Raw genomic sequence first — 25,964 nt, 5'->3', positions numbered from 1 at the left:
ATATTTGCTGTCTATTTGCTCTTTAGGTAAAAAGGTGTCTGGCTTCTTTCAGACATATCCTCACGGTCATGCCCTTGCCTTTCACTAGACCTTAGCGTTTAATCATCAGATAGTTACTGGATAGTCGGCCCCTATAGTGGGCTTTCAGCGCATTTATCCTTACTCATTCAGGCGAATGTCAGACAGTTTTCCGCTAACGCTCAACATAGCCCCATAACTTGGCCTAGAGTGCCCCAATCAAGAGTTTACAATCGTATGAAAATTTCATTAACACCGATGAATGATGAGTCATTCTCGAAGTATCAAAATATAATGATCCCTGCTTATGCAAATGAAAATGTTCAATCTGGCCGTTGGGATAAATCAGGAGCATTAGAGAGGTCTAAAAACGAGTGTTTTAATCTTTTACCCGAGGGATTAAAGAGCAAAAATAATTACTTATTTGATGTGATAGAAAACACAAGTGGTGATCATGCTGGCTATATTTGGGTTAAAGTTGAAGATCAAGCGAGTAGCAAATCTGCTTTTATATATGACGTTGGTATATATGAAAATTATCGTAGAAAAGGTTACGCAAAATCTGCACTTCATTTAATTGAAAAAGTCGTCGCAGAGCAGGGAGTCACGAGCATAGGGCTGCATGTTTTTAATCAAAACACTGGTGCCCAATATTTATACAATAGCATCGGTTATCAAATGGTTAGTCACAACATGCGTAAAATCATCAAGCCATAATTGGGTTGCCAAAGGTAGCTTGCCCCCTAAATGCGGATCTGAAATAAAAGGGGTCACTGTCTGAGCGGCTAGAATCATTAACAATTTTACATTTAAAAACAATCACTTAAAAAATCATCTTTTACGATCAGCTTCCATAGAGAGTAGTTTTGCTTTGCGCTGTCCCCCCCAACGATAGCCTCCGAGCTGACCATCTCCGCGTAGTACTCGGTGACAGGGGATCAATATTGCAATATTGTTAGCACCACAGGCGTTAGCCACCGCACGAAACGATTTTGGTGCATTGATACCTTCTGCGACTTGTTTATACGATACCTGTTGTCCGTCTTCGACACTCATTAAAAATTTCCAGACGCTTATTTGAAACGCGGTACCGCGCAGGTGTAGCGGTAAGTCGGGCTTTGGTCCTTTGCCGGCAAGGTGACTCTCCAGGGCTTCAATCCACAAGTCCAACTCATGAGACATATCTTCAGGGCTTGCTACCAGCTGCGCATTGGGAAACTCACGGTGCAATGTTTGTAGAAGATGCGTTGCGTCGTCGGCTAAGTGCACAAAGCATACTCCTCGCTCGGTGGCGGCCATCATTAACTGACCGAAGAAGGTGGTCCTTAAGGCAAATGAGATGGTGAGGTTTTTGCCCCCGTCACGATAAGCAGAAGGTGTCATTCCTAGCTTTCGGTTGACTTGCTCATAGACTCGGCTGGTTGAACCAAAACCCGCTTCAAATATCGCATCGGTGATACCGCCCCCTTTCTTAAGTGATTGCTTTAATCGATTGATGCGGATGGCATTCTGAAAAATCTTGGGCGACACGCCAAACGTGGCCTTGAACTTACGTTGTAAGTAGCAAGGACTAATCGCTGCTTGCCTAGCCAATTCTTCAAGATTAAGCGCTTCGTCGGCATCGGTTTCGATTCTCTGAGCAACCTGCACTATACGTGCATCTGTATCGGCCATGATTCTATATCCAAGGGAGCTGTTTGCCCTCATCATATCCCATGGTCTATTTCGCAGCCATCCGATTCTTGCGCTTTCAAGTGCGCAAGAATCGGAGCGTATAACTTAATTTTTCCTCGTAAACTGTTCATCAATACATTGATTACAAGGAATAATTTATGGCGCTTATTACACCAATACGTCCCGACTTTTTATTGAAAGCGCGAAATGCAGGGCTCGACGATCAAAACCAAGCGGTCGTATTTAAAATTGCTGAAGGCGGTGAGCCATGTCGAGATATTTTACGCAGGGCCCGTGCTGGGGAAAAAATTATTCTTGCTAGTTATTGTCCGTTCGGCGCTCCCGGTCCCTACAAAGAATATGGGCCAATTTTTATTCGTGCTCAAGCAAGCGATGAACAACCAGATCTGACTCAACTCCCATTGCCAAGCGGCAAAGATACCGACTACTTGGGGCAAAACTTTGTACTAAGAGCCTACAATCGCGGCGAAGAAATTGTAGATGCCGAACTGGTTAGCCCAAGTAACGCTCAGCTCGTGCTGGATAATTTTTTATCCAATCCTGTTGTCGAGTTTGTACTGCTAAGATTTGCGGCATATGGATGCTACGCCCTTAGAATTGAACGAGATTGACAGTACCAAGAGAAACCTAGCATCAAAAGTAAGTCATCGATAGCATCGAAATATGGAACCTAGATTTGAGCCCCATCTTAAAAAAGCTTTATGATGGGAGCTTGATAATTTTGAAAGTTTTATGGCCTATAGATGTATGACAAAAAAAGCAAAAGCCTCATAAATTGAGGGTACCTGGGTAGCCATTAAGCCCCAGCCCCAACTGGTTTAATTGCTGGCTGGCATCTCGGTTGCTAACCACGCCATAAATACTTTTAAACGAGCTAATTTGGAAGAGTGCGGGTCATAGACCATATAACGCTTCACGGGGTAAGGATGAGCAAGTTTAAAAGGAATCACTAGCTCGCCAGAATCAAGCTGACGCTGGCATAAATAAGGCACTGCTAGCGTAACACCATGACCATTTACAACTGCGTTTAACGCCATATCGGTGCTTGTTACCTTGGTCCATTGCTTATGCTGTTCATACTCAGTAATACCGATGTGATTAAACCAGCTTTTCCAATCATAAGCGCCGGGGCTTTCCAAAGTGACAAGCCAAGTAGAAAGCAGATCGATAGGAGAGTTTAACGGCAGTTTTTTCGCTAATTGTGCAGAACATATTGGATATACGTCTGTTTGCCCCAAATAATCACACGCAAGACTATCTGGCGTATATTCAGCGACTTTACTGCCAAAACGTATAGCCAAGTCAATATGTGCTTGTTTCAAGTCTTCAAAATGAGGAGAAGACACAACGCGAATTTGTATATCTGGATACTGCTCAGAAAAACACTGCAATCGTGGCATAAGCCACAGCGAAGTAAAGGCTTGGGTTGAGCTAATCGTAAGTTCACCAGCGATGACTTCTTGGCGAACTTGGCTTAAACCTTGATTGATAATCCCGAGTGCTTTTTGAGTATGTTCGAATAATAACTGTCCTTGTTGACTTAACACCATCTGTCTGCGTTTACGGATAAACATGCGCCCGCCTAGCGCCTGCTCCAGTTGTCGCATTTGTTGGCTAACAGCCGCTTGAGAAATACACAGCTCAGTCGAAGCTAAACTATAGCTTTTATGTCTGGCTGCACATTCAAATGTAACTAACAGATTGATATTTTTAAACAAAATAGATAAACCTAGGGTTAACTGCAGCAGATATTATAAGCATGACTTATATTACAAGTCGATTCATATCATTGGTACACATTCTCATTTTTCTGAATAATCACTACAACAGCATCACGATAGCGACCACCAATAGAGGATATGTAAGATGCAAGAATTTAAACTTCTGCACCAACAAGCGCAGCCACTTTTCATCGCAAATGTGTGGGATGCAATCAGCGCAAAATGTGCACAAAATGCAGGGTATCAAGCTTTGGGAACGTCCAGTGCCGCAATCGCTGGCCTGCTGGGCTACGAAGATGGTGAAGAAATTCCTTTTAAAGAATTACGATACATTGTCTCGCGTATTAAAGCAGCGAGTTGTCTTCCGTTAACAGTGGATATTGAAGCGGGATTTAGCCGAGATCCTAAAATCATTGTCGACAATATTCAGCAATTGCTTGAGCTTGGTGTTGTCGGTATCAATATTGAAGACAGTCGAGTCGGCGCAGACAGAACCTTGGTTGATACCAGTGAATTTACCAAGCTACTCGCTGCTATTTGTTATCAATTACAGCAACGTGAGATAGATGTATTTATTAATGTACGATGTGATGTCTTTTTACTGGGCGTAGATAATGCCGTTGCAGAAGCAGTTAAACGGATAACATCTTATCAAAGGACTGGGATTCATGGACTATTCTTTCCTTGCCTGAGCCAAATTGATGATATCAAAACAATCGTCAAAGCTGCGTCACTCCCGATCAATGTAATGACAATACCTGAATTACCTGACTTCGAGATATTAGCAAGTTTAGGAGTGAAACGTATCAGCATGGGTAACTTTGCCCATCAAGCTATGCATAAAAGGCTACAACACCAATTACTTGAGATAACAGAAACAGGAAACTGGCAGTCTTTATTTTCTCAAGAAAAACAGCTGTCGATGGGACTTTAGCTATACCATTTTGTTTAAGGGGCAGACACCGTGCAACAGATCAATATTCAGTATTTTAAACATCCTTATGCGGAGTTTCTTCTCGGTTCGTATCAAGGTCAGCTTTGTTTGTGCGACTTTCGATATCGCAAAATGAGAGCGTCTGTTGATAAACGCATTCAGCGTGGTCTGAATGCATCATTTACAGAACAAAACGACGATATTTTGGAATCGACCAAGACTCAGCTTGAACAATACTTTCTTGGTGAACGTCGCGTTTTTGATATTCCCCTATTGCTGGTAGGTACAGATTTTCAAAAGTCGGTATGGGGCGCATTAGAAAAGGTGGAATACGGTCACACTGCCACTTATCAAGATTTAGCTCGTTCAATTGGAAATGAAGCGGCAGTGAGAGCTGTCGGTAATGCAAATGGCGCAAATAGTTTAGCGATTATCATTCCTTGTCACCGTATTATTGGTTCTCAAGGTACGCTGGTAGGTTATGCTGGCGGATTGTCATTAAAAAAACGTCTTTTATCGTTAGAGCAAAATCTCTTCATTTAGCTTAAAACGCTACGAATAACAAAGCCTCTGTTTACATAAAAAGCAGCCGGCTTGCTTGATCCCCCGCCACCGTAGTGTCCTTGCCATTCGCTAGTCGCCAGCGTTTAATCATCAAAGTTTTATTAAACGGTGACCTTCCTACAGAGAACTTTCAAATAAAGGGGGCTGATACATTTCATCTGTTTGAGCGGGATGTTTACGCCCCGCTGCTCTGCGACCGCGAATACCTTGATACCCTTCGCCCGGTGATCATTTCCATTTCCTGTTTATAGATATAAGCCCTTTTATTCTAAATTGCTCACCACCGAACGAAGCAGGAAAAGATCATGAAGCCACTTAAATTTCTTGCCGTATTTTCTACTTCCGTTTTATACCAGCCTTAAAACCTGTTGCTCGATCCCCCAAGCAGTGGTCTCGCCAATACGGTTTCCATCGTATCAAGCCGCGATCTCATCACCAAACAGTCATTCCACAGCCGAAGCAAGCTGTGTTAGCATCGCCCTATAGATCCAAACAAGGAATAATCAATGGCGAATGAAACACTTAAAGTGATTGTAGGCTCACTTAATCCGGTAAAGATTGCCGCGGTTAAAGAGGCCTTGGCGCTTTATTACCCGGAGCCGCAGATTGATTGCCAGGGCATGCATGCCCCTTCTCTGGTTGCAGAACAGCCCATGACCAGCCAAGAAACTCGCGATGGAGCAGTGAACCGCCTTCGCTATTGTCAGCAACAACAAGATGCTGATTTTTATGCAGCCATCGAGGGCGGTGTCGATTTGTTTGAAGATGGTCCAGCTACCTTTGCTTATGCGGTGATTGCCGATCGACAACAGATGTCGGTCGGACGTGGGGCCAATATGCCCTTGCCTGTGTCGGTTTATCAAGCTCTTGCTCAAGGTGACGAACTCGGCCCCTTGATGGACAAGCTTTTTAATACCACCAACATTAAGCAAAAAGGGGGGGCTATTGGCCTGCTCACCAACGGATTAGCGACCCGCCAAGGTAATTATGCTCACGCGCTGATCCTCGCCTTAGTGACCTTTGCTCATCGTGAATTATTTAGCAACGAATAAAGTGAAGCTGCCTACCCTCGCGCTAACAGAGTGAATGACGGTAGGCAACCACTTAGGCGTTTAGCTAGCTTTTTGCTGGACGCCGAGTAAAGCCAAGGCCGATGAGGCCCGCCGCCATTAACCAAGCACTGGTAGGCTCGGGTACCGTGCTGGCAGGTTTGAAGTCGACTAAGTACATCATATCGTCATAATCATCATCGCCTAATACGCCAGCTGATTGAAACTCATAGGGAAGGTCTTCCCAACCAATCAAAAAAGCATTGCTAAAACTATATTCCAGCACTTGGCCTCCAATTTCTAAGAACTTAGTGATGCCGTTAAGCTCCGGCAGGGCAAAGGTCATCATATGATCCCAACCGCCATTAAGCTGATTTTCTGAATAGTAAGTGGTTTGGTTATAGGGCCCACCTTGCTCTAAATACCACGCAAACTCGCCAACCAGATCAAACGCTGCACCGCTAAAAGGATTGAGTGAAGAGCCATCACCAGTAAAAGCAAACTGAGGATCGGAAGGCAATAAGGCGAGCTTATCTTGGCCTTTTCCCTTGTCGGTATAAACCCCCAGAGTATTGTAGTTCCCTGCCGTTAAGCCGATTAAGGCAATGTTATGCTTCCCCTGACCAATAAACACTTGATCATCGGCAACAAAGCGTGCGTCGAGGTCGGCATTACTAGTATAAGAGGTACCCAGCAATACATTTGCGGCATCAAATAGATCTGGCACACCATCGTTATGATCGTTCGCGGTGGGGATCCCATTGGCCTGACCATTATAGTGGTCATTTAGCACATGATCGGTAAATGGCATCGCCTGAGCACCAAAGTGCAGCAGCGACAAGCTGATTAATATTTTTTTCATAAAATTCCCGGATGTATTCTTTATATTTTTTATTGAACTGTTAGCGCTGGTGACAATAACGTCACTAATTTTTAAGTGCCACAAGCAAGTGTTCGATTTGTGAACACAGGCTGGCTTGAGATTTGAAAGCCGCAAAGCGAAACAATAGGTTGACAATTTTCTACAAGTGTATAGAGTGGCAAACATTAGAAAATCAGTCTATTTTTTGAACTCTGCTTTGGTTGCCTTCATTTAACCTTCGTTCCGTCGTTTTAAATCCCAGCTTGTTTTTCCAATTGAGAGCATCGACTCTGCAACATGGTTTGTCACCAAAACGTCATACAAACCACTTATAAGTCAATGCGCAACCACTCTTGCTCGCCAGCCTAATTTTACTCGGCGTAACAGCCGCAAGAGACCATTTGAGCGACTCGCAACGCGAGCGCATTTAGCCAAAAAACCTTGAGAGTTATATCTGAACTGCATCAATAGAACATTTCATCTAGTGCAAGGTTATTGGCCCCGAATTAAAGAGAGCAATAACGATGAGTCAAGACTCAAACTCAGCAACTAGCAAATCAGCGCAGCAATATGCGAATCCTATCCCTGATCGCGACGCGATCATCGCCCTACTCGACCAACACGGTGAAGCCCTCACTCGCGAAAAAATCGCCAGTGCATTAGGGCTCAGTACCGAGGATGACTTAGAAGCACTGCGCCGTCGCTTAATCGCGATGAGCCGTGATGGCCAGCTTCACAGTGATCGTCGCCGAGCCTATTGGCCAGTGGACGATAGCGAACTCGTCACCGGTACAGTGATTGGTCATAGAGAAGGCTTTGGCTTTCTAAAATGCCCTGGGCGCGACACTGATTTTGTGCTGCATAGTAGCCAAATGGCCAAGGTATTTGATGGCGATGTGGTGCAAGCTTTACCCAATGGCTTTAATAACCGAGGTCGCGAAGAAGCTCGTATCATCAAGATCCTCGAGCAAAATACGCACCGCATTATCGGCTGTTTAAAATCGCAAGATGGCCAACACTATATTGAACCAGAAAATCAGCGGATCACTCATCGTATTGAAGTGCCTGTCGCTCAACTCGCCGGTGCGAAGCTGGGTCAATATGTGATGGCCGAGCTTATTAGCTATCCCTACAAGCGTAATAACGCCATGGCAAAAATTACCGAAGTAATCGGTGACCCTATGGCACCCGGTATGGAAATTAACGTGGCGATCCGTAGCCATGAGATCCCGCATATCTGGCCACAAGCGGCGCTAGAGCAAGCAAAAAAAATGGCCAGTGAAGTGAGTGAACAAGATAAGCGCCACCGTGTCGATCTACGTACCACCCCCTTTGTAACCATTGATGGGGAAGACGCCAAAGACTTTGATGACGCCGTATTTTGCGAACCCGCTGCCAAAGGTAGCTGGCGTTTATTAGTGGCCATTGCCGATGTATCGCATTACATCCACCCAAACAGCCCCTTAGACGAAGAAGCACAAAAACGCGGCACCTCGGTGTATTTTCCGGGGCATGTGGTTCCGATGTTGCCAGAAGCCATCTCCAACGGTCTGTGCTCATTAAATCCGCATGTGGATCGCCTCGTCATGGTCTGTGAGATGAATATTGACGCCACTGGCCAACTAGCTAACTATCAATTTTTTGAAGCGGTGATTCACTCTCACGCTCGGCTCACTTATAGCCAAGTGGCTTGTATCTTAGAACGCAGTGACAGCCGCAAAGGTATCCGTTTAAGCGAGCACTATCGTGCGGTACTGCCACAGCTACACGACTTACACAGCTTGTACGCAGTGCTACGTGAGGCTCGAAATGAGCGCGGTGCCATTGACTTTGAAACCCAGGAAACCAGCTTCAAATTTGATCAACAACGAAAAATAGAACAGATCGTACCGGTGGTTCGCAACGACGCTCACAAAATAATTGAAGAATGTATGCTGTGCGCCAACGTCGCCACTGCTCGCTTCTTAGAGCAACTCAAACTGCCAGCCTTATACCGGGTTCACCAAGGCCCTAAAGAGAAGAAGCTCACCAGCTTGCGGGCTTTTCTTGGCCAACAAGGATTACAATTGGGCGGTGGCGAAGCCCCCACTCCTGCAGATTATAATCGCTTACTAAGCAGCACCAGTGAGCGCGCCGATGCGCAAGTGATCCAAACCATTCTGCTACGCTCAATGAGTCAGGCAATATATAGCCCCGAAAACCAAGGTCACTTTGGCCTAAACTTTGACGCCTATGCGCACTTTACGTCGCCCATTCGTCGCTATCCCGACCTATTGGTCCACCGTGCGATCCGCTCGGTGATCCGAGCCAAAGAGAGCGGCGGTTTACTACGCCGCGCCTTAAAAAGCATGAGTGGTAAAGGCTTAGATCCCGTTCGCCGTATTGCTGGCGCACCTAGTTCGGCACCAAAGGTCAACTATCCCTATCAAACGGAGCAAATGTTGATCTTAGCCGAGCATTGCTCGCAAGTCGCTCGTCGTGCCGATGCCGCCAGCTGGGACGTAGATGCCTGGTTAAAATGCGAATATATGCAAGACCGTGTGGGCGAATGCTTTACCGGTATGATCAGTGGCCTGAACAACTTTGGTTTATATATCGAGCTGCAAGACAGCGGTGTCGAAGGTGCGCTGCATGTTTCTGCGCTACAAGGTGATTTCTATCATTTTGATGCCGCTAAACAGCGTTTAACCGGAGAGAATAGCCGTAAAAGCTATGCCATCGGCCAACAAATCCAAGTGAAAATAGCTCGAGTCGACATGGAGCAACGTAAGATTGAACTGGTGCTTGCCGAACAACAAGGCCAAAGTAACAAGCGTAAGTCGAAGGCCAAATCGAAGGCAAAAACCAAGTCGATAAAAGCAGCCTAAGGCGCTGCTTTTCTGCATATTTTGGGGTTACGCTGATCAAATTAAGCGTTCCCCCAGTCCTCTGACGCGAGTCATTATCGCGTTTAGCCGTGGGCGCATGGCACCGGAATCTTGCGCCTCACTGAAAAAAGTATTCAAATGCAGTCGAGATACGCATTTGAAAACCAGAATTTAATGATTAAATTTTGACTTGAGAGCTTAAGCCAAACAATCATACAAGCGCATTAATTTCGTTTTTCTTCTGTCTGTGGATGACTCGTAAGCCAATTGTTATCCGCATTTGCTTCAATCAATTCCTTAATTTCGATCGTTTTATAATACCCGTAATGTACAAATGGATCTTGATTTACAAGCGCCGTTGCCTCTTCAATGTTCTGCACCATTAAAATTTGAATGGCTGAATCATTGTCGGTAAAAGGTCCGCATAAATGAAGCTTGCCTGATGCATCAACTTGCTGTAAGTGCTTGATATGTGCAAGCAACAATTGCTCACTAAAAAGGTCTTTATTTTTATCTGAAAGGAACGCCACAAATTTACGCAATTGTTATTCTCCGACCTGTGGTTAAAAATTGAGGTATTGCCAGCCCTTATCAGCGAAATAGTTTGCCTCGCCAATCCATCCACTCTAGACACTTGTATGAAGCATCGCTGCGAATTGGAATATGAGCCAGTGTATTATTTTAAAACTATCCCCATCAACCCAAAACAAAAAGAGCAACACCGATGCTGGTTCAGAGACTGTCGTATAAATATAAATTAATTCTGTAGTTACATTTACAGTATGGAAATGATTCATCGTTGTCGATTCGAAATTGTAATTTTATTCAGAACCGTACAATGGGTTTTCCCATTGATTTAACGAGTCAGCGGGTGAATCGCCAGTAAAAAATAACACCCAGTATCTAAAATCATCCCCTAATCCCACGTATTAGCTAATTTTGGGGCCATGATACTGCATTAGAAAAACTACTAGCCGATAATTTCAATATCTTGCGCGGCGCACCATTCCCGCAAGGCTAATTCAGTATGCTCTGCTTCAAATTGATACCATGCTTCAATTTTTTCGGCGTGTTCCAGCAACGCTTTGAACCTTGAATAGGCGCCTTTATGTCGAAAAATCGAACGGATATGGTCATACTCTGACGGCAAATATTGCTGCACAAAGTCAAAAACCAGCTCGGAACCTAAAGCTAGGTCATTTTTATCAGGAATCGCTAGATATTTCTCATCATCAATATCATCGGGCAACGCCTCTTCGTTATCGCCAAATTCAGAGTGAAAATAGCTTTTACCAGATACTTTGCAAATATATCCTTGATGTTCGAATGGCGAGCCAAAGTTGACCAACTCAAACAAATCCAAGATATCACTGAACTTAATCGCCATTCTGTTCACCTCCTGTTTTCTATTGAGCAGCTAAGGCCTTTACGAGGATAACATAGCTTTTATCGCGAAACAGAGGGTGCTGCGCAAAAATCATACAAGAAGTATCCAACCACGTTTGCAGAAACTGGCTTTAGCGACGCTTATCCTTGTTTCTCTGTGCGAAGCGCGTCAAAACCTGAGCAAATGCTATGCGCTGACTAAAAGTGGTCCACTTAGGAATATCACCATTTCAAGCCACAACACCATTCCCGCCCCTTATTCTGGGAACAGTACTGTGGATACGATCGAAAGTGTTTGATTAGAGCTCAGGCCAATTACTTATTGGCCCACGCCAATTTTCGTAAGCCTTCGCCAATGCAATTACTGTTAGGTCTTCAAACCGTGGGGCCACAATCTGTAAGCCAATCGGCATCCCACTGTTAGAGAAACCACAATTGATCGAGGCGGCGGGTTGCTCTCCCATATTCCATGGCACGGTAAACGCGATATGCTCAAACGGTTGCTGAGGATCGTTGGTTGGTGACGCCCATTCTGCCGGATAAGAAACATTGGGATTCACCGGAGAAAGCACTGCGTCAACTTCGGTGAAGACCTCCGCACAGCGGTCTCGCATTGCCAAAGTAGCATCGAAGCCTTTCACTACATCCAGCGGACTGGCGTCTCCCCCCGTTTTTGCCCATTCATAAATATAAGGAAGTATCGATTGGCGCTTCTCATTGCTCAGTTCTAGCATGCTTCCCCAGAAACGGCTGCGCCAAAATACGTCTAAGCCATCTAGCCATTCCCTTTTTAGAACCGGATCTATTTCAACGATTTCGGCCCCCTCGCTGGCAAATCGTTGAGCCGCTTCAAGCACTGCGGCTTTCACTTCTGGCTCCGCTTCAATGCCGCAACCCGCATCTAAGAGCAAACCGATTTTCATCCCGCGAACATCTGCAGGCGGAACATTCCAATCCAAGGCTTCGAACTTAAGCGAAGTGGCATCTCGCCAATCTGGTTTTGCTAAAGTTGGCATGACCATCACCGCATCATCAACTGTTTTGGTCATTGGGCCTGCTGAACGCCCCGTATAATAGGGATAAATTGGAATTCGCCCAAGGCTTGGCTTAAAGCCAAACAGTCCGGTCCAGCCAGCAGGAAGGCGGACTGAACCACCGATATCGGTCCCAATATGCAATGGCCCGAAACCTGCTGCTCCCGCCGATGCGGCCCCGGCCGAAGAGCCTCCTGGGTTTTGAGTTAAGTCCCACGGATTACGGCTCAAATGGTGAAAGGTTGACAAACCAGACGATAACATGCCGTAGTCCGGGCAAGTGGTCTTGGCAAAGATGATCGCACCGTCTTCTTTTAGACGTGCAGCGATTGGGGCGTCTTCGCTTGCTGGGGCTTTATCTGATGCTGCCGTCCCCATCGGGATTGGATCGCCTTGGGTGGCAATCAACTCTTTCACGGTAACAGGTACGCCGTCGAGCGGACCAAGCGTTTCCCCCTTAAGCCAACGCAGAGTCGACGCTTCCGCCTGTTGCATGGCTTGTTCAGGCTTGTAAGCATAAAGTGCGCAAACCTGTGGCTCTATTTTTTCAACCCGCTCAATCAGCCAGCGCATATATTCGGAAGGCGTGGTATCGCCATTGGCATAAGCCTGCAAGAGGGCGCGGGTGTTTAACTTTGAAAAATCGATCATCTTACGAAATCCATCTAATATTAATAGCTTAAGTCGAAAGGTCTTGGCTGCTAAGCGCTCAGAGAGCCATTGGATCTTGCCGACACTTTTTTCGACCAATCTGTTTAAGCGTGGGTTCGGCATACAGCAGTCGTTTGGTATACGCTTCACGAGGATTATCGAGGACCTGCCGAACCGGGCCGATCTCGACCAACTGGCCGGATTGCATTACAACAACGCTATCGCAAATTTCATCAACAACGCCGATATTGTGAGTAATAAACAGCACCGATATACCGTGCTTATCGCGCATGCTCACAAGCAACTTTAGGATCTGAGCTTGCACCGTCAGATCGAGGGCAGAAGTAGCTTCGTCTGCGACGATTAACTTAGGCTTGGTGATCAGTGCCCGCGCAATGGCGATGCGTTGTCGTTGACCACCAGAAAACTCATGTGGATATTTGTCCATGTCGTCAGCGCTTAGACCCACCTCTTCAAGCAGCGCTGCGATACGCGCCCTAAGCGCGTTACCTTTTGGGGCGTTTTCTTCTAGATGAAGAGGTTCAGCGATGATCCGAGCTATTTTATGCCGCGGGTCCAAGGACCCATAAGGATCCTGAAATATCATTTGAAAATCGGCTCGCAGGCGGCGTAACTTGGCTGAGGTAAGCGCAAAAATATCTTGGTCTTCAAACAGCACATTGCCATCGCTAGGCTTATCCAAGGCCATCACGATACGAGCAAGGGTTGACTTGCCTGAGCCACTTTCACCAACCACCCCAAGTATTTGTCCCTTTTCAAGTGATAGCGATACATTGTTAAGTGCTTTCACGCTAGTATCAGCAAGCTTGAACTCACGTGTCAGGCCAATAATTTCAAGAATTTTTTTGCTCATGCCTTACCTTCTGAATTTGGCGTGGTGATTTCAAGCCCCATTCGCACCCGTTGTGGCAAGGCAGAGAGAAGCTTAACGGTATACTCATGGCTCGGCTCTCGTAACACCCGTTCAGTTTCCCCTTGCTCCATTTCATTGCCGCGATACATCACCAACGTTCGGTCGGCGATACGAGCAATCACCCCAAGATCATGAGAAATCAAGATCAAGGCAATCCCCAACTCACTCACTAGATCGTCAAGAATGTCCAAGATCTCAGCCTGCACGGTGACATCGAGGGCGGTTGTTGGTTCGTCTGCAATCAACAGATCCGGTTTAAGTGCGAGCGCAATCGCAATCCCAACACGCTGGCGCTGCCCGCCAGACATTTCGTGAGGATAACAATGCATTTTCCGCTTAGCATCGGGGATCCGCACCATCTCCAGTAGGCGAAGCGCTTCCGCACTTGCTTCTCTACGACTGAGATGACGGTGCAACCTTAGGCCTTCGGCAATCTGACTTCCTACTTTCATCGCAGGGTTGAGCGCGGTCATTGGTTCCTGAAAAATCATTCCAATTCGAGAACCACGCAATGCACACAGCTGCCGCTCGGTCATCCTTAAAATATCTTCGCCCTTGAAAAGGATCTCGCCAGAAGCCTTTGCAGTCTTAGGAAGCAGGCCAATTGTGGCCAACGACAATACTGATTTTCCGGAGCCGCTCTCTCCAACAATTCCCAGCGTTTCACCTTTGTTGAGCGACAGATTGATGCCATGCACTACTTCATTTTCTTGGCCATCGCCATTTTGAAAGCTCACCCGAAGGTCTTTAATATCGAGCATCATGTTGATTGCCCCCTTCTCGGATCCGTAAGATCGCGTAGCCCGTCACCCAACAAATTAAGACCCAGTACCGCGGTACAAATCGCCAAACCAGGCACCAACACCAGATGAGGGGCGATAGAAAGATAAGTCTGCGCATCTGCCAACATGCGTCCCCAACTCGGCGTGGGAGGCGCGATGCCGAGGCCAAGAAATGACAAGCCAGCCTCGGTCAAAATGCCAAGGCCCGTTTGAATTGCCACTTGAACAATAATTTGCGCCGCAATATTCGGAATCACGTGTTCAATGGTGATCCCGGTATTGGTTTTACCAGCCATACGCGCTGCAAGAATGTAGTCTCGAGCCCAGATTTGTAAGGCTGCACCACGGGTCACACGCGTAAACACCGGGATCATAAACAGTGCGATGGCAACAATCGTGGTGGTCGGTCCCCCACCAAGAATTGCTGCCAGCAAAATCGCAGAGAGAACAGGCGGAAAAGCAAATAACACATCATTCACGCGCATCACCAGCGATTCAAATCGGCCTCGTTTACAGGCCGCTGCCACACCAAGCACTGTGCCAATCAACCCGCCGATAGTAATCGCCGAAAAAGCGATCCCGAGAGACACCCAGGCTCCAGCCATAATCATCGACAGTTCGTCACGCCCAAAATGGTCAGCGCCGAGCAAACCACCCACTCCCGGTCCTTTCAAACGATTCATGATGTTGATCGCCGTAGGATCGAATGGTGTCCAAAATTGACTAAGGATGGCTGCAATCACAAGCACCGTGGTAATCGAGCCACCAATGATCAGCGACCAAGGAAGACGTTTCATCGGCGAGTCCTCAGTCTTGGGTCAAGTACGGTATACAAGGCATCAACAATAAAGTTAATAATCATCACAATGGCGGCAAAGAATAACACCACATTTTGAATTACAATCAGGTCACGTTGTGCCAGCGCTTGGTAAGCCAGCGTGCCCATCCCCGGTAGACTAAACACATTCTCTACGAGTACAGCTCCAGCGATTAAAACCGAGATTTGCATCCCCAACATGGTCACAATAGGGATCAGGGCATTGGGCATGATATGCCGCCAAAGCGCTTGGTTTGGCGTTGCGCCTTTGGCTCGAGCGGTGCGCACAAAATCCTCATTGGTCACCTCTATCACGGCAGCCCGAGTGACTCGTGTGAGTACCGCCGCCTGCGGAATTGCCAATGCAATGGAAGGGAGAATTAGCGCCTGAAGCGCAGCCCAAAAACCCGCCTCCCAGCCAGGAAAACCACCCGCGGGAAACCAACCAAAACTGAGTGAGATGCCAAGGATCAGTAATAGGCCGATCCAGAAATTGGGAACTGCTATGCCAATTTGCGAGAATAAGGAAGCGAAGATATCAACTATACCGTTGGGTTTTGCGGCAGCAATCACCCCCAAAGGCAGTGAAATCAGCACCGAAAGAAACACCGCCAGCCCAGTCAGCGGCAGTGTCACAGTGAGTCGCTCACCAATCAGCTGCGCCACCGATGTAGAATAAGTATAAGAGTTTCCCAAATCTCCATGTAATAAACCGACCAGCCAGTTTACATAGCGAACCAGAAATGATTGATCTAATCCCAACTGGCTTCGGAGTGCTTCTAATGTATCGGGCGCTGCAGACATACCGAGTATGATTTCAGCAGGATCCCCTGGCACAGCTTCCATCACTAAAAAAATGACAAAAGAGACCACCAGCAGGGTGACGATTAACCCTACCAGCGATTGCATAATATGGCGCATTGGCTCTCACCTTTGAATGTATGTTGCTCGCTGTTGACTGCGTTTACTTTTGGAACTCGGCACGCTTATTCGCGCCAGTAAGCAGCGCTAACATCGTTCGATGGAACTGGCTCATTGCGCCACATCCCTTGAAGATCTTTTTTCCATATACCGATCTTAGGTGCGGCGTAAAGGAACAACGCCGGCACGTCTTGGGCGAGAATTTGCTGGGCGCGCTGGTATCCCGCAATCCGTTCAGCTTCGCTTGTTGCATCAGAGATGGCCGCCATCACTCCATCAAACTCAGGATTTTGATAATTGAAGTAGTACGGATGGCGTGCATAAATCCCAATATCAAGAGGCTCTGCATGACCAATCACCGTCATATCGTAGTTGGTGTCTTTAAAAACATCCTGAACCCACTTCGCAGGAAACTCGGAGGTTTCGATATTCATGGTCACGCCTATCATAGAAAAGTAGGCCTGCATGATCTCAGCTGCGCGTTCAGCATAGGTTCGGGTCGGCATTTTCATGGTAAAACTGAAGCCATTCGGATAGCCCGCTTTGGCGAGTAGTTGCTTGGCCTTCACTGGATCATAGGGCCATACCCCCGTCAGATTTTCATAACCCGCATCGGACGGGGAAAAATGACTACCAATTGGCGTACCAAAACCTTCGTTGGTGGCATCAATAATGGCTTGACGATCCGTCGCCATCATCAGTGCCTGACGCACCCGAACATCATTAAATGGCTTTTTAGCACTGTTCATACCAGCAACCACTTCCATACTGGTGGTTCCGATAACGGTGCTAAAGGCTTGATTGCGTTTGAACTGACTCACCAACTCTGGTGCGTTAAATTCTGGGATCGCATCAATCCCACCGGAGTTAAGTGCCGCGGCTTGTGCCTGTGGATCGCTAATGAAACGAAAAGTGACTTTATCCAGTAGTGCTGCTTGGCCCCAATAATTGTTGTTTTTGACCAACGTCACCTGATTACCTTTCTTCCAATGAAGAAATTGAAACGGGCCCGTCCCAATTGGATGGGTAGCATTTGTTGCTTCACTTGAGGGCTCAACCATGACTGCAGCAGGAAAACCTAACCAATAAAGCAAATCTGCAGATGGTTTCGACAGTTTGAGAACCAAGGTATCCGCATTGGGCGCCTCAACACTTTTAATCGGCTTATAGAGCACTTTTTGTGGATTAACCGAATCATTGGCAAGTAGTCGATCAAGGGTATATTTCGCGGTCTCCGCATTGAACAATTTACCATTTTGGAAAGCGACTCCATCACGCATATCAAAGGTGTAAGTCAAACCATCATCAGAAATCTGCCAGCTTTCGGCAAGCTGAGGCTCAATGTTGCCGTTTTGGTCAATTGCAACCAAACCTTCAAAAAGGTTTTGCCAAACCACTTGTCCAATGGCCACTGGCGCAGCAACTGTCGGGTCAAGACCAGAAGGCTCTAAGCTCATGCCTAAAATAAGGTCACTGCGTGGCTGAGCAATCACACTGCCCGTCGCAAACAATCCAATGGCTGCTGTCGCAATCAAGAGAGAACGAAAATTACGTATCATAAAACGGAAACCTCTGATAGTGGTTTTAGAAACCCTTTCTGTTCGTTATGCCTTTACCTTGCCCGAGAACGTAGTGTAAATGCAATAAGATTTATTAGCGCACAGTGCAACTAAAACCGTTGCACTGTTTCTAAAGCTTAAGCAATTTTATCGCGGCTTGACCCGTTTAGTCGATGAAAGATCCTTCTAAACAAATCAGCAAGTTCGCTGGCTTGATGGCGAGCCGCGTCAGCCCTAAGTCAACAATTTTTCAGTGAATGCGTAACTCATATACTATACCTCTAGCCCCCACTCATTTAACGATTGGCTCGCTGCATCGATTGCGCTTGCTCTGGCAAAAATTCTTCTAGAAAATCGGCTAATTTAGCAGCGGCAAAGCTTGGCGCTGTCGTCATCGCTCGTCCAAGCTGCAGCGCGGTTACGATTTCGGATGCCTCAACAAAAGGGCGAACCACAAGCTCTGCGGCCTTAATTTCACGAATAACCGACATCGCAGGTAAAATCAGCACCGCTGCGCCGCGCAGGGCGAGTTCCTTTTGTAATTCAAGAGACGAGGTTGTAAACACCGCCTCCACTGGCACAAAACCAGCAGAACGTTGGCGCTGGTCAAAATTACGCCGGATCCCAAATGAGTGGTCTGGCATCGCAATCGGATGTTGGCGGATCAGCTCTAAGGAAATCTGCTTAAACTTAGCGAGCGGGTGATGAGCTGCCATTATCGCTTCATGGTGAATCGGCAGCTTAAAGCGCACATCCATTTTTGAGTCGGGAGAGGAGAACATCGTGACAGCCATATCGGTGTCACCATTAATCACCGCATTCTTGGCTTCTTGTGCCGATGAAACCGTCACCACAATCGATATCCCTGGATACAGCTTATAAAATTCCGACAACGCAGGAGCCAAGATGGCATTAATTGCTGCGCCGTTAATATGGATCGACACATGACCACGCTTAAGACCTCGCAGATCATCGATCACTTGGCGGGCATTATCGAGATCACGCATCATACTTTTAGAACGAGTCGCTAGCAGCTCCCCTGCTGCGGTTAACATAATACCTCGCGCACCTCGGGTCACTAAGGGCGCACCAAAATAGTGTTCCAAGTTTTCCAGCTGACGACTAATCGCGGTCGGAGAAACCCCTAAAGTTTCCGATGCCTGTCGAATCGAACGTGAACGAACCAGCTCATTGAAATAAGTAATAGCCTGAAGCTTCATATCATTCTCTGAAATGAGTTATGCGCTCATTCAATCGAAGTGGTTTGCCTCAGGCAAGTCTTTTTTACATGATGGGAAGTACATTCAATGCGTGCTCGCTTAGCCTATCCCAGCTAGAGCGTGCGCTTCAGAGCACAAATCACGATGCTTGAGCCACTATCGATTGGCGCAGGTTTCTGATCGACCCCGCTATCAAGGGGAATTGGAAAACTCAGTTTGGGGCTTAAAAATCGAGAAATACCCCTTAATACTTCACTAGATATCCCATTCCAATAACGCCAAGTATGCCCGCCTTTAGTGGTGTGGCAACTAAACCCGCCAAGATACGCCCCGCCACCTGAGTGCTGCCAGAGCAAGTAACACAGCCATAACTCCACTGCCACTGGTAGGCGCCGCTAATCTGCCGTTGCTAGACTAAGAATACCTCCTGTAAGCTCTATTGGCGGCATTGATTGACTGCGCTTGAATGCGGCCTCAAATACCATCGGCTAGCGTTCAGTTGCATTGTTGCTGGCTGACGGAAAGAGCGGCTTGATACGACGACCACTGCCATGACCGTCGGCAGCATCAGTGGAAGAAATCACTTGCCAAATCCCCGCATAATTAGCACAAATAGGTGCACGGTCTTGGGTCTGCTCAAGCATGCCCACAGTGCGGGTACAGGCTCTCAATAACGCCAACACAAGCATCGCTAAAAACACGCAAACAGATTGAATTTACCAACCTTTTAAGAATCATCCACACGGGTAAAACATCACTCTAAAGCAAACGCCTCTCGGCTTATTGATTCAAGAAACAATAAACCGTTGTAAGGCTATTCATTTGACGAAACTGATCCCCCTATTCTTAGCCCCTCAAAGCTAGATATCGAGCGGATGAGTGGGCCTGTATCCAACGGTATTTTCCCTCCTTCGGGCACCAAGCTTATCTTCACCTCGATTACTTTGCTGATTATTAATTAGCCAACTAGGGTTAGTAAAATAACCAAGGAGATAGCAACAATGGAAAACCTACTAATATTCAACTTTGATGGTACAGATAACGAACCTGCAGATGCAATGCAAGACAAGCGAGACAGTGGTGTTGTTGAAGATGACAGCATCACCAATATCCTCAAGCTACATTTACTACTTGGCGGCAATTTAAAAGATCACAATGGGAAAAGCGACTTAGGTAAGCACTGTGTCAGCTTTTATTACAAAGGCGTGGGAACCTATGGAAATTACTTTGAACGTAAATTTAATGCCGGCTTAGCCTTAGAAAATTCAGATGTAAAAACCATCTTAGCCTCTGCCAAGCAAGACTTTGCCAAACACTATCAGCTGCATCCCCCCGAACAAGTTCTAATTACTGGTTTCAGTCGCGGGGCTGCACTAGCACGACGTTTTGCCTCAATTATTTCACGTGATTATCCCAAGGCCAGTTTCAAGATCATCGAAGTGGTATTTGATACCGTCGCCTCCATTGGACTGCCCAACTTGAAAAAATCCGAACGCCCCAGCACTGACGTTGTTTTTGAATATGGTCATACTCTCCCAAACAAAGTTTGCCATGCACTGCATATGCTATCACTTGATGATAAACGGGCCGCTTTTCAACCGACCTTAATGAATATCGATAAACGAGTAACCGAAATATGGTTTGCAGGCGCCCATTCCGACGTAGGTGGTGGGTATAATTATGATGGCTTATCCGATACCAGTTTACGCTTTGCCATGGATTGGCTGGAGAACCTCGACGACTTAAACATTCAATTTAACAGCCCCTCCACCATCGATTACTTAAGTATTTTTCCCGATAACTCGCGCTTAAACATTAGTATCGATGACATGTTAATTGAACCCTATTGCTACGGGGTGAATCATCAACAACAACGCGGCGTTTTAGCAACACTTTTCACCGTTGATGACCGCTTGTGCTGCGCCTTAGAAAATGACCAAGTATCACCCAATATCAAACCGAAGGTTCACATTTCCGTCGCTTTACGTATCGCTGGGGATCGTAATTATCGCCCCAAATCGCTAAAAAATGTCTCACACCAAATCATGTATGACCCTTGGCGCACCGCACCAGAACCATCTCAAGGGACCGCCGTTCATGAACTCGGCTTATTAAACAACTATCAACTGGCCGAACAGCCCATCACAAGCAAAGTATTAGCGCATCGAAAATACAATCATACTGGGATCATCTTAGTGAAAGGCAAACAATATTTAATTGAGAATACCCATCAAGCACGTTGGAAAGACGGCAATTTGCAAGAGGTTGATGGTGAGGGCTGGGATCGCAGTGATGTGAAACTGGGTCTAGGCGAGCTTCCCATACAAATTAGTGAGGCATATCGGCGGGTGCCAGATGCCGATTGGTTTAGTTTATGCGCCACTATTGATGACAGTGATGAAGACGCCTTCTATGTGGGGAATCGGATCCAGTTCACGGCCACCAAGACTGGAGAGTTATGTTTATTTGCCAACGACTTAAATAGCTACTACGGCAACAATACTGGCCATCTGCGGGTTCAAGTGCAACGTCTATAAATCAAACAAATAATACGACCTTCGCGCGACTTAGGGCTCGCGCTTATCAATAATTTTATTTATAATACGATAGTACTTGCTGTTTGGAAATGACTCATTGATTACAACAACCCCTAATCCTATCTACGTGGCGAAGCCCGAACGCTACCATAAGATGCAATATCAGCGTTGTGGACAGAGTGGTGTACAACTTCCCCGACTTGCGCTTGGCTTATGGCAAAACTTTGGCTCAAGCGATCCACTGGCAAATGCTCGAAACCTATTGCGAACCGCCTTCGACTTAGGCATTAATCACTTTGATTTAGCTAATAACTATGGTCCTAGTTACGGGGCAGCAGAACAAACCTTCGGCAAAATCATGCAACAAGACTTGGCTGGCTACCGCGATGAACTATTTATTTCCAGTAAGGCTGGCTACGATATGTGGCCAGGCCCTTATGGCAGTGGCGGCTCGCGTAAATACTTAGTATCGAGCTGTGATCAAAGCCTAAAACGCACAGGATTAGATTATTTTGATGTGTTTTATCACCACCGACCGGATCCCGAGACTCCGCTAGAAGAGACCATGCAGGCTCTCGATTATTTAGTGCGCTCGGGTCGCGCCCTATATATCGGAATTTCCAACTATTCTGCCGAACAGACCGAACAAGCAGCGGCTATTTTAAAACAGCTCGGCACACCGCTGCTGATTCACCAACCACGTTACAATCTGTTTGACCGCTGGATAGAAGATGGCTTGTGCCATGTCTTAAAACAACAGGGTATTGGCAGCATTGTTTTCTCGCCACTGGCACAGGGGGTTTTAACGGATAAGTACTTAAATGGGATCCCTGAAAACTCACGAGCATCGCGCAACGAGATCATTCATCTAAAACAAAGCGATATTTCTGCAGAAAAAATAGCCAAAGTGGCAGCGTTAAATCAACTTGCGGAAGCTCGTCAACAAAGCCTTGCGCAAATGGCCATCGCCTGGACCCTGAGTAATGATGCAGTCACGACCTGCCTAATCGGGGCGAGTCGCACCGAACAACTCTACGATTCGGTGAAAGCCCTTGATAAGCTAGACTTTAGCACTGAAGAATTATCAAGCATTGAATATATACTGGCGGGGACTGCACTTTGAAAGAGAATTATGCTCTCAATATTAAATCCAGCTCAAGTCACATTATTGACAAATAAGCCATAAAATACCTTAATTCTGGACTGCATATATTTTTTATTTAGTTAGAATAAAATTAAAGTCATTTTACATAATTACAACAACAATAAGTACTAAACGCTTAAATCGATTAGGGGCCTCGGCCCCTTTTATTTGCGCTGTGGAAAGCTTTTGAAGCTTAACCGACCTGGCTTAATAAAGCTCTGCGATATTCAACGATATCCTCAATCGTCAATACAGGCATACCATGTTGCTGGGCAAACTGAACGATTTCAGGTAATCGCGCCATTGTGCCATCCGCTAGGGTGACTTCACACAAGACGCCCGCCGGTTTAAGCCCTGCTAAAATCATCAAATCGACCGTACCTTCGGTATGTCCTCGGCGAGTAAATACTCCGCCAGGTTGGGCTCTCAGTGGATATACATGACCAGGGCGAGCTAAATCACTCGGCTTGGCATCATCAGCAATCGCAGTTTGTATGGTGGTCAGTCGATCGACCGCAGACACTCCGGTCGTCACCCCTTGTTTTGCTTCGATGCTCACAGTAAAAGCGGTACCAAACTGGCTAGAGTTATCGCTCACCATGGGCGGTAAATCGAGAGCCTTGATTTTATCATCGTTTAAACACAAGCAGACGATGCCACTACATTCACGAATTAACATCGCCATTTGTGGCTGAGTTAACGACTCGGCGGAAAATATTAGGTCGCCTTCATTTTCACGGTCTTCATCATCGACCACCAGTACGCCTTGGCCTTTGCGAAGCGCGTCAAGCGCAGCATCAACACGTTGATTAGAATTGCCATATTGGGCAAGTAAAGACTGATTCATGGTTAAAATCCTTTAATAACAACATTAGGTTTTCCAGAATCAGGGCACGCAGGAATTGAAACATAAAGTGACACTTTATGCTTTTTTATCTAAAGCAGCACCAATCCAACAACACAGCAATAAGCTTACGCTTAGTTGCCGTACTGCAAATACTACTTGTTGATTCTCTTCCATCCGGACTGATTACAGCACAGCTGTAAATTACCGTCGGCTCTGGATTTCGCTTGGGTCATGGACTCAATCGGCACCAGATCTGCTGACCCCAGAATAAACTGAGCGCTCGCGGGCTTTTAAGAAAACTTAACTACCGCCGGTGGGGAATTTCACCCCGCCCTGAGAATGTTCTGGCACAGCGATACCGTGCCAGACGTAATGGTGCACCTAAATTGGCCCAAAAACAAGTAAGGGCCCTAAGGCCCTTACTGATCATGATGAAGAAATTTTTCTACTATACCCGGCGGTAAGGCAGATAAATCGGCTCCCACATATGATCGGCAATTTCACGCTCTATATCTTTGCCACTAAGGCAGCCATCTGGATCGGTCTCTTTAATTTGTTTCAAAATTGCTTTAGCCACAAAACTAGAGACTTCTTTTAACTCTCGCATTCTTGGGAATACACAACCACTGTCTAGATCTTCTTGCGAAACATACTCAGCTAACGCAAACGATGCGGTGGTAAACATTTCCATGGTGATTTTTTTCACCCCAGAAACAATGGTTGCTAAGCCCACAGCAGGGAAAATGAATACGTTGTTTCCCTGACCAATTCGGTAGCGCTGACCATTGTGTTCTACATCATCAAAGGGGCTTCCGGTTGCGACAATGGCTTGGCCATCGGTCCAACGGTAGACTTCTTCGGGCAAGACTTCACAGTTGCTGGTCGGGTTAGACAAAGGAAACACCATTGGCCGCGAAGTATAATCGAGCATTTTCTTCACATGACTTTCTTTAAATGCCCCGCCGACACCACTACAGCCAAGTAACACGGTCACCGCAACGTTATCGATCAGTTCACTTAAACTGGCCTTTCCGGCTTCGGCCAAAGGCCAATCCTCGGCAAAACCAATTGGTTTGGCGTAACGCTTTTTATAATCATCTAAACCTTCGCGGTTATCAAACACCACGCCGCGAGAGTCTAAAATATAAATTCGGTCACGCGCATCTTGATGACTTAAGCCTTCTTTGAGTAAACCCGCAAAAATTTGATCGGCAACGCCGACCCCACCAGCGCCTGCGCCATAAACCGCATACACCTGGTCAGCCAAGGTTTCACCCTTAATTTTGGTTGCACCAATCACCCCAGCCAATACCACCGATCCGGTGCCTTGAATATCGTCATTAAATGAAGGTAATACATCTTCATATTTTGAAAGATTATCGAAGGCATTCGATTTACTAAAATCTTCCCATTGCAAAACGGCTTTAGGAAAATGTAACTTAGTTTGCGCTACAAACTTTTCGATGAAATTCTGGTATTCCTCTCCTCGCATCCGCTTCTTCGGCATCCCCAAGTACATAGGGTCTGCCAATAGATCTTGATTATCCGTTCCCACATCAAGAGCCACCGGTAAACAATGTGCAGGATGAATGCCAGCCCCTAAGGTATACAAAGACAACTTGCCAATGGGGATCCCCATACCACCGATGCCTAAATCACCCAAACCGAGGATCCCTTGACTGTCGGTCACGACAATAATTTTAATTTCTTTGCCGGCAAAATGGCGTGCCATTTCTCCCATGTGATCGATGTTATCTGCGGTCACATATAAACCACGGGCTTTTTGATAGCGATGACTAAATTCTTGACAGGCTTTACCCACGGTCGGGGTATAAATAATCGGCGTCATTTCTTCAACATGGCGTGAAATTAAGGCATAAAACAGGGTTTCGTTGCGATCTTGCAGAGCCCGTAGATATTGATATTTTTCAATATCACTACAAGCACTTAAAAAGCCTTGATAGACTCGCTGCAACTGATCATCGAAAGTTTGTGGCTTGGGAGGTAACAGACCATTTAAGTTAAAGGCTTCTCGCTCTTCGTAGCTAAAGGCGGTACTTTTATTCAAAGTGCGATCGTTCAGTAGTGCGGTTCCAGAAATTGAAACTGGGCGAAATTCGTTACCATTTTCGTCTTTCCAGCGTAAATATTTACCTGTAGGCATGTTGTCCTCCGAGACAGCGCGTAAGAAAAGATAGAACAAAGTTAAATAGTAAATGATCCCACTACATCTGTACGCTATTTCATTCAAAAATCGTCTAAATTTAATCAACTAACAAATAATTTACCGTCCGCGCAGTCCTTTTTGAGATGATTCGCAAGATCAGCGGATGAATATTGAAACAAGGCAGCACTTAGCGGCTAAAATCACCTTCAAAGGAAATCAAACTCGATTTAATTAGCCAGTGCTATACACCAATGT

At 46.3% G+C, this 25,964-nt stretch carries 23 protein-coding genes and 1 riboswitch; of the genes, 8 read left to right on the top strand and 15 right to left on the bottom strand.

What is annotated here, in order from left to right; genetic code table 11:
• The first annotated feature begins 255 nt into the window (after positions 1-255).
• The gene (locus ACRRSW_RS05500) at positions 256-735 is read left to right on the top strand and encodes a GNAT family N-acetyltransferase (protein ID WP_432458828.1); all 480 of its coding nucleotides are present in this window, start codon (positions 256-258) and stop codon (positions 733-735) included.
• A gap of 114 nt (positions 736-849) precedes the next feature.
• On the opposite strand, the gene ACRRSW_RS05495 is transcribed toward ACRRSW_RS05500, so the two are convergent.
• Positions 850-1,692 (bottom strand): methylated-DNA--[protein]-cysteine S-methyltransferase, encoded by an 843-nt coding sequence (locus ACRRSW_RS05495; protein WP_432458827.1) that lies wholly within the window; start codon positions 1,690-1,692, stop codon positions 850-852.
• Positions 1,693-1,850: 158 nt separating this feature from the next.
• Between ACRRSW_RS05495 and ACRRSW_RS05490 the strand changes: the two genes are divergently transcribed.
• Positions 1,851-2,324, top strand: a complete 474-nt coding sequence (locus tag ACRRSW_RS05490; protein ID WP_432458826.1) for a DUF1203 domain-containing protein — start codon at positions 1,851-1,853, stop codon at positions 2,322-2,324.
• Positions 2,325-2,531: 207 nt separating this feature from the next.
• Here ACRRSW_RS05490 and ACRRSW_RS05485 read toward each other — a convergent pair whose 3' ends face one another.
• On the bottom strand, positions 2,532-3,431 hold the full coding sequence (locus ACRRSW_RS05485) for a LysR substrate-binding domain-containing protein (protein ID WP_432458825.1): 900 nt from the start codon (positions 3,429-3,431) through the stop codon (positions 2,532-2,534).
• A gap of 148 nt (positions 3,432-3,579) precedes the next feature.
• On the opposite strand from ACRRSW_RS05485, the gene ACRRSW_RS05480 reads away from it, so the two are divergent.
• The 3 genes from ACRRSW_RS05480 to yjjX all read left to right on the top strand — a co-directional run bounded on the left by ACRRSW_RS05480 (position 3,580) and on the right by yjjX (position 5,984).
• Positions 3,580-4,368, top strand: a complete 789-nt coding sequence (locus ACRRSW_RS05480) for an isocitrate lyase/PEP mutase family protein (protein WP_432458824.1) — start codon at positions 3,580-3,582, stop codon at positions 4,366-4,368.
• A gap of 30 nt (positions 4,369-4,398) precedes the next feature.
• Positions 4,399-4,911 carry a methylated-DNA--[protein]-cysteine S-methyltransferase gene (locus ACRRSW_RS05475; protein WP_432458823.1) on the top strand — a complete coding sequence of 171 codons (513 nt, stop codon included), beginning with the start codon at positions 4,399-4,401 and terminating at the stop codon, positions 4,909-4,911.
• Positions 4,912-5,438: 527 nt separating this feature from the next.
• Positions 5,439-5,984, top strand: coding sequence for an inosine/xanthosine triphosphatase (gene yjjX, locus ACRRSW_RS05470; protein WP_432458822.1), 546 nt, complete (start codon positions 5,439-5,441; stop codon positions 5,982-5,984).
• Between the two features lie 64 nt (positions 5,985-6,048).
• Here yjjX and ACRRSW_RS05465 read toward each other — a convergent pair whose 3' ends face one another.
• Positions 6,049-6,843: a PEP-CTERM sorting domain-containing protein gene (locus ACRRSW_RS05465; RefSeq protein ID WP_432458821.1), complete on the bottom strand. Its 795-nt coding sequence runs from the start codon at positions 6,841-6,843 to the stop codon at positions 6,049-6,051.
• Positions 6,844-7,367: 524 nt separating this feature from the next.
• On the opposite strand from ACRRSW_RS05465, the gene rnr reads away from it, so the two are divergent.
• Complete coding sequence (rnr, locus tag ACRRSW_RS05460; RefSeq protein ID WP_432458820.1) at positions 7,368-9,710, top strand: ribonuclease R; 2,343 nt, start codon at positions 7,368-7,370, stop codon at positions 9,708-9,710.
• A gap of 224 nt (positions 9,711-9,934) precedes the next feature.
• Here rnr and ACRRSW_RS05455 read toward each other — a convergent pair whose 3' ends face one another.
• From ACRRSW_RS05455 to ACRRSW_RS05410, 10 genes are all read right to left on the bottom strand, one after another.
• Positions 9,935-10,252, bottom strand: a complete 318-nt coding sequence (locus tag ACRRSW_RS05455) for a YciI family protein (protein WP_432458819.1) — start codon at positions 10,250-10,252, stop codon at positions 9,935-9,937.
• A 428-nt stretch (positions 10,253-10,680) separates the two neighbouring features.
• Positions 10,681-11,073 (bottom strand): UPF0158 family protein, encoded by a 393-nt coding sequence (locus tag ACRRSW_RS05450; protein WP_432458818.1) that lies wholly within the window; start codon positions 11,071-11,073, stop codon positions 10,681-10,683.
• Positions 11,074-11,395: 322 nt separating this feature from the next.
• On the bottom strand, positions 11,396-12,904 hold the full coding sequence (locus tag ACRRSW_RS05445) for an amidase (RefSeq protein WP_432468254.1): 1,509 nt from the start codon (positions 12,902-12,904) through the stop codon (positions 11,396-11,398).
• A complete protein-coding gene (locus ACRRSW_RS05440) occupies positions 12,840-13,655 on the bottom strand; it encodes an ATP-binding cassette domain-containing protein (protein ID WP_432458816.1) in 816 nt (271 codons plus the stop codon). The genes ACRRSW_RS05445 and ACRRSW_RS05440 overlap by 65 nt, the downstream gene beginning before the upstream one ends.
• Complete coding sequence (locus ACRRSW_RS05435; protein WP_432458815.1) at positions 13,652-14,479, bottom strand: ATP-binding cassette domain-containing protein; 828 nt, start codon at positions 14,477-14,479, stop codon at positions 13,652-13,654. Before ACRRSW_RS05435 ends, ACRRSW_RS05440 begins: the two co-directional genes overlap by 4 nt.
• Positions 14,476-15,294 (bottom strand): ABC transporter permease, encoded by an 819-nt coding sequence (locus ACRRSW_RS05430; RefSeq protein WP_432454215.1) that lies wholly within the window; start codon positions 15,292-15,294, stop codon positions 14,476-14,478. The genes ACRRSW_RS05435 and ACRRSW_RS05430 overlap by 4 nt, the downstream gene beginning before the upstream one ends.
• Positions 15,291-16,235, bottom strand: coding sequence for an ABC transporter permease (locus tag ACRRSW_RS05425; protein WP_432454216.1), 945 nt, complete (start codon positions 16,233-16,235; stop codon positions 15,291-15,293). Before ACRRSW_RS05425 ends, ACRRSW_RS05430 begins: the two co-directional genes overlap by 4 nt.
• A 65-nt stretch (positions 16,236-16,300) precedes the next feature.
• Entirely contained in the window at positions 16,301-17,794 is a 1,494-nt protein-coding gene (locus tag ACRRSW_RS05420; RefSeq protein WP_432458814.1) for an ABC transporter substrate-binding protein, read from the bottom strand.
• A gap of 296 nt (positions 17,795-18,090) precedes the next feature.
• Positions 18,091-19,014, bottom strand: a complete 924-nt coding sequence (locus tag ACRRSW_RS05415; RefSeq protein ID WP_432458813.1) for a LysR family transcriptional regulator — start codon at positions 19,012-19,014, stop codon at positions 18,091-18,093.
• A 488-nt stretch (positions 19,015-19,502) separates the two neighbouring features.
• On the bottom strand, positions 19,503-19,694 hold the full coding sequence (locus tag ACRRSW_RS05410; protein WP_432458812.1) for a hypothetical protein: 192 nt from the start codon (positions 19,692-19,694) through the stop codon (positions 19,503-19,505).
• A 321-nt stretch (positions 19,695-20,015) separates the two neighbouring features.
• Between ACRRSW_RS05410 and ACRRSW_RS05405 the strand changes: the two genes are divergently transcribed.
• Positions 20,016-21,551, top strand: coding sequence for a phospholipase effector Tle1 domain-containing protein (locus ACRRSW_RS05405; protein ID WP_432461079.1), 1,536 nt, complete (start codon positions 20,016-20,018; stop codon positions 21,549-21,551).
• Between the two features lie 97 nt (positions 21,552-21,648).
• Complete coding sequence (gene mgrA / locus ACRRSW_RS05400; protein WP_432454220.1) at positions 21,649-22,674, top strand: L-glyceraldehyde 3-phosphate reductase; 1,026 nt, start codon at positions 21,649-21,651, stop codon at positions 22,672-22,674.
• Between the two features lie 214 nt (positions 22,675-22,888).
• Here mgrA and ribB read toward each other — a convergent pair whose 3' ends face one another.
• The gene (gene ribB, locus ACRRSW_RS05395; RefSeq protein WP_432461078.1) at positions 22,889-23,542 is read right to left on the bottom strand and encodes a 3,4-dihydroxy-2-butanone-4-phosphate synthase; all 654 of its coding nucleotides are present in this window, start codon (positions 23,540-23,542) and stop codon (positions 22,889-22,891) included.
• 158 nt (positions 23,543-23,700) lie between these two features.
• Positions 23,701-23,887, bottom strand: a riboswitch (FMN riboswitch).
• Between the two features lie 103 nt (positions 23,888-23,990).
• A complete protein-coding gene (locus ACRRSW_RS05390) occupies positions 23,991-25,706 on the bottom strand; it encodes an NAD-dependent malic enzyme (protein ID WP_432454222.1) in 1,716 nt (571 codons plus the stop codon).
• Between the last annotated feature and the right edge of the window lie 258 nt (positions 25,707-25,964).

It is taken from the genome of Agarivorans sp. QJM3NY_25, assembly GCF_050870875.2.
Taxonomy (GTDB): Bacteria; Pseudomonadota; Gammaproteobacteria; order Enterobacterales; family Celerinatantimonadaceae; genus Agarivorans.
This window is presented reverse-complemented; position numbering and strand designations above follow the sequence as displayed.

Coding starts and splice junctions, on each gene's coding strand:
- ACRRSW_RS05500 (WP_432458828.1), top strand. CDS start 256: ATGAAAATTTCATTAACACCGATGAATGATGAGTCATTCTCGAAGTAT.
- ACRRSW_RS05495 (WP_432458827.1), bottom strand. CDS start 1,692: ATGGCCGATACAGATGCACGTATAGTGCAGGTTGCTCAGAGAATCGAA.
- ACRRSW_RS05490 (WP_432458826.1), top strand. CDS start 1,851: ATGGCGCTTATTACACCAATACGTCCCGACTTTTTATTGAAAGCGCGA.
- ACRRSW_RS05480 (WP_432458824.1), top strand. CDS start 3,580: ATGCAAGAATTTAAACTTCTGCACCAACAAGCGCAGCCACTTTTCATC.
- yjjX (WP_432458822.1), top strand. CDS start 5,439: ATGGCGAATGAAACACTTAAAGTGATTGTAGGCTCACTTAATCCGGTA.
- ACRRSW_RS05465 (WP_432458821.1), bottom strand. CDS start 6,843: ATGAAAAAAATATTAATCAGCTTGTCGCTGCTGCACTTTGGTGCTCAG.
- rnr (WP_432458820.1), top strand. CDS start 7,368: ATGAGTCAAGACTCAAACTCAGCAACTAGCAAATCAGCGCAGCAATAT.
- ACRRSW_RS05445 (WP_432468254.1), bottom strand. CDS start 12,904: ATGCCGAACCCACGCTTAAACAGATTGGTCGAAAAAAGTGTCGGCAAG.
- ACRRSW_RS05440 (WP_432458816.1), bottom strand. CDS start 13,655: ATGAGCAAAAAAATTCTTGAAATTATTGGCCTGACACGTGAGTTCAAG.
- ACRRSW_RS05435 (WP_432458815.1), bottom strand. CDS start 14,479: ATGATGCTCGATATTAAAGACCTTCGGGTGAGCTTTCAAAATGGCGAT.
- ACRRSW_RS05430 (WP_432454215.1), bottom strand. CDS start 15,294: ATGAAACGTCTTCCTTGGTCGCTGATCATTGGTGGCTCGATTACCACG.
- ACRRSW_RS05425 (WP_432454216.1), bottom strand. CDS start 16,235: ATGCGCCATATTATGCAATCGCTGGTAGGGTTAATCGTCACCCTGCTG.
- ACRRSW_RS05420 (WP_432458814.1), bottom strand. CDS start 17,794: ATGATACGTAATTTTCGTTCTCTCTTGATTGCGACAGCAGCCATTGGA.
- ACRRSW_RS05415 (WP_432458813.1), bottom strand. CDS start 19,014: ATGAAGCTTCAGGCTATTACTTATTTCAATGAGCTGGTTCGTTCACGT.
- ACRRSW_RS05405 (WP_432461079.1), top strand. CDS start 20,016: ATGGAAAACCTACTAATATTCAACTTTGATGGTACAGATAACGAACCT.
- ribB (WP_432461078.1), bottom strand. CDS start 23,542: ATGAATCAGTCTTTACTTGCCCAATATGGCAATTCTAATCAACGTGTT.
- ACRRSW_RS05390 (WP_432454222.1), bottom strand. CDS start 25,706: ATGCCTACAGGTAAATATTTACGCTGGAAAGACGAAAATGGTAACGAA.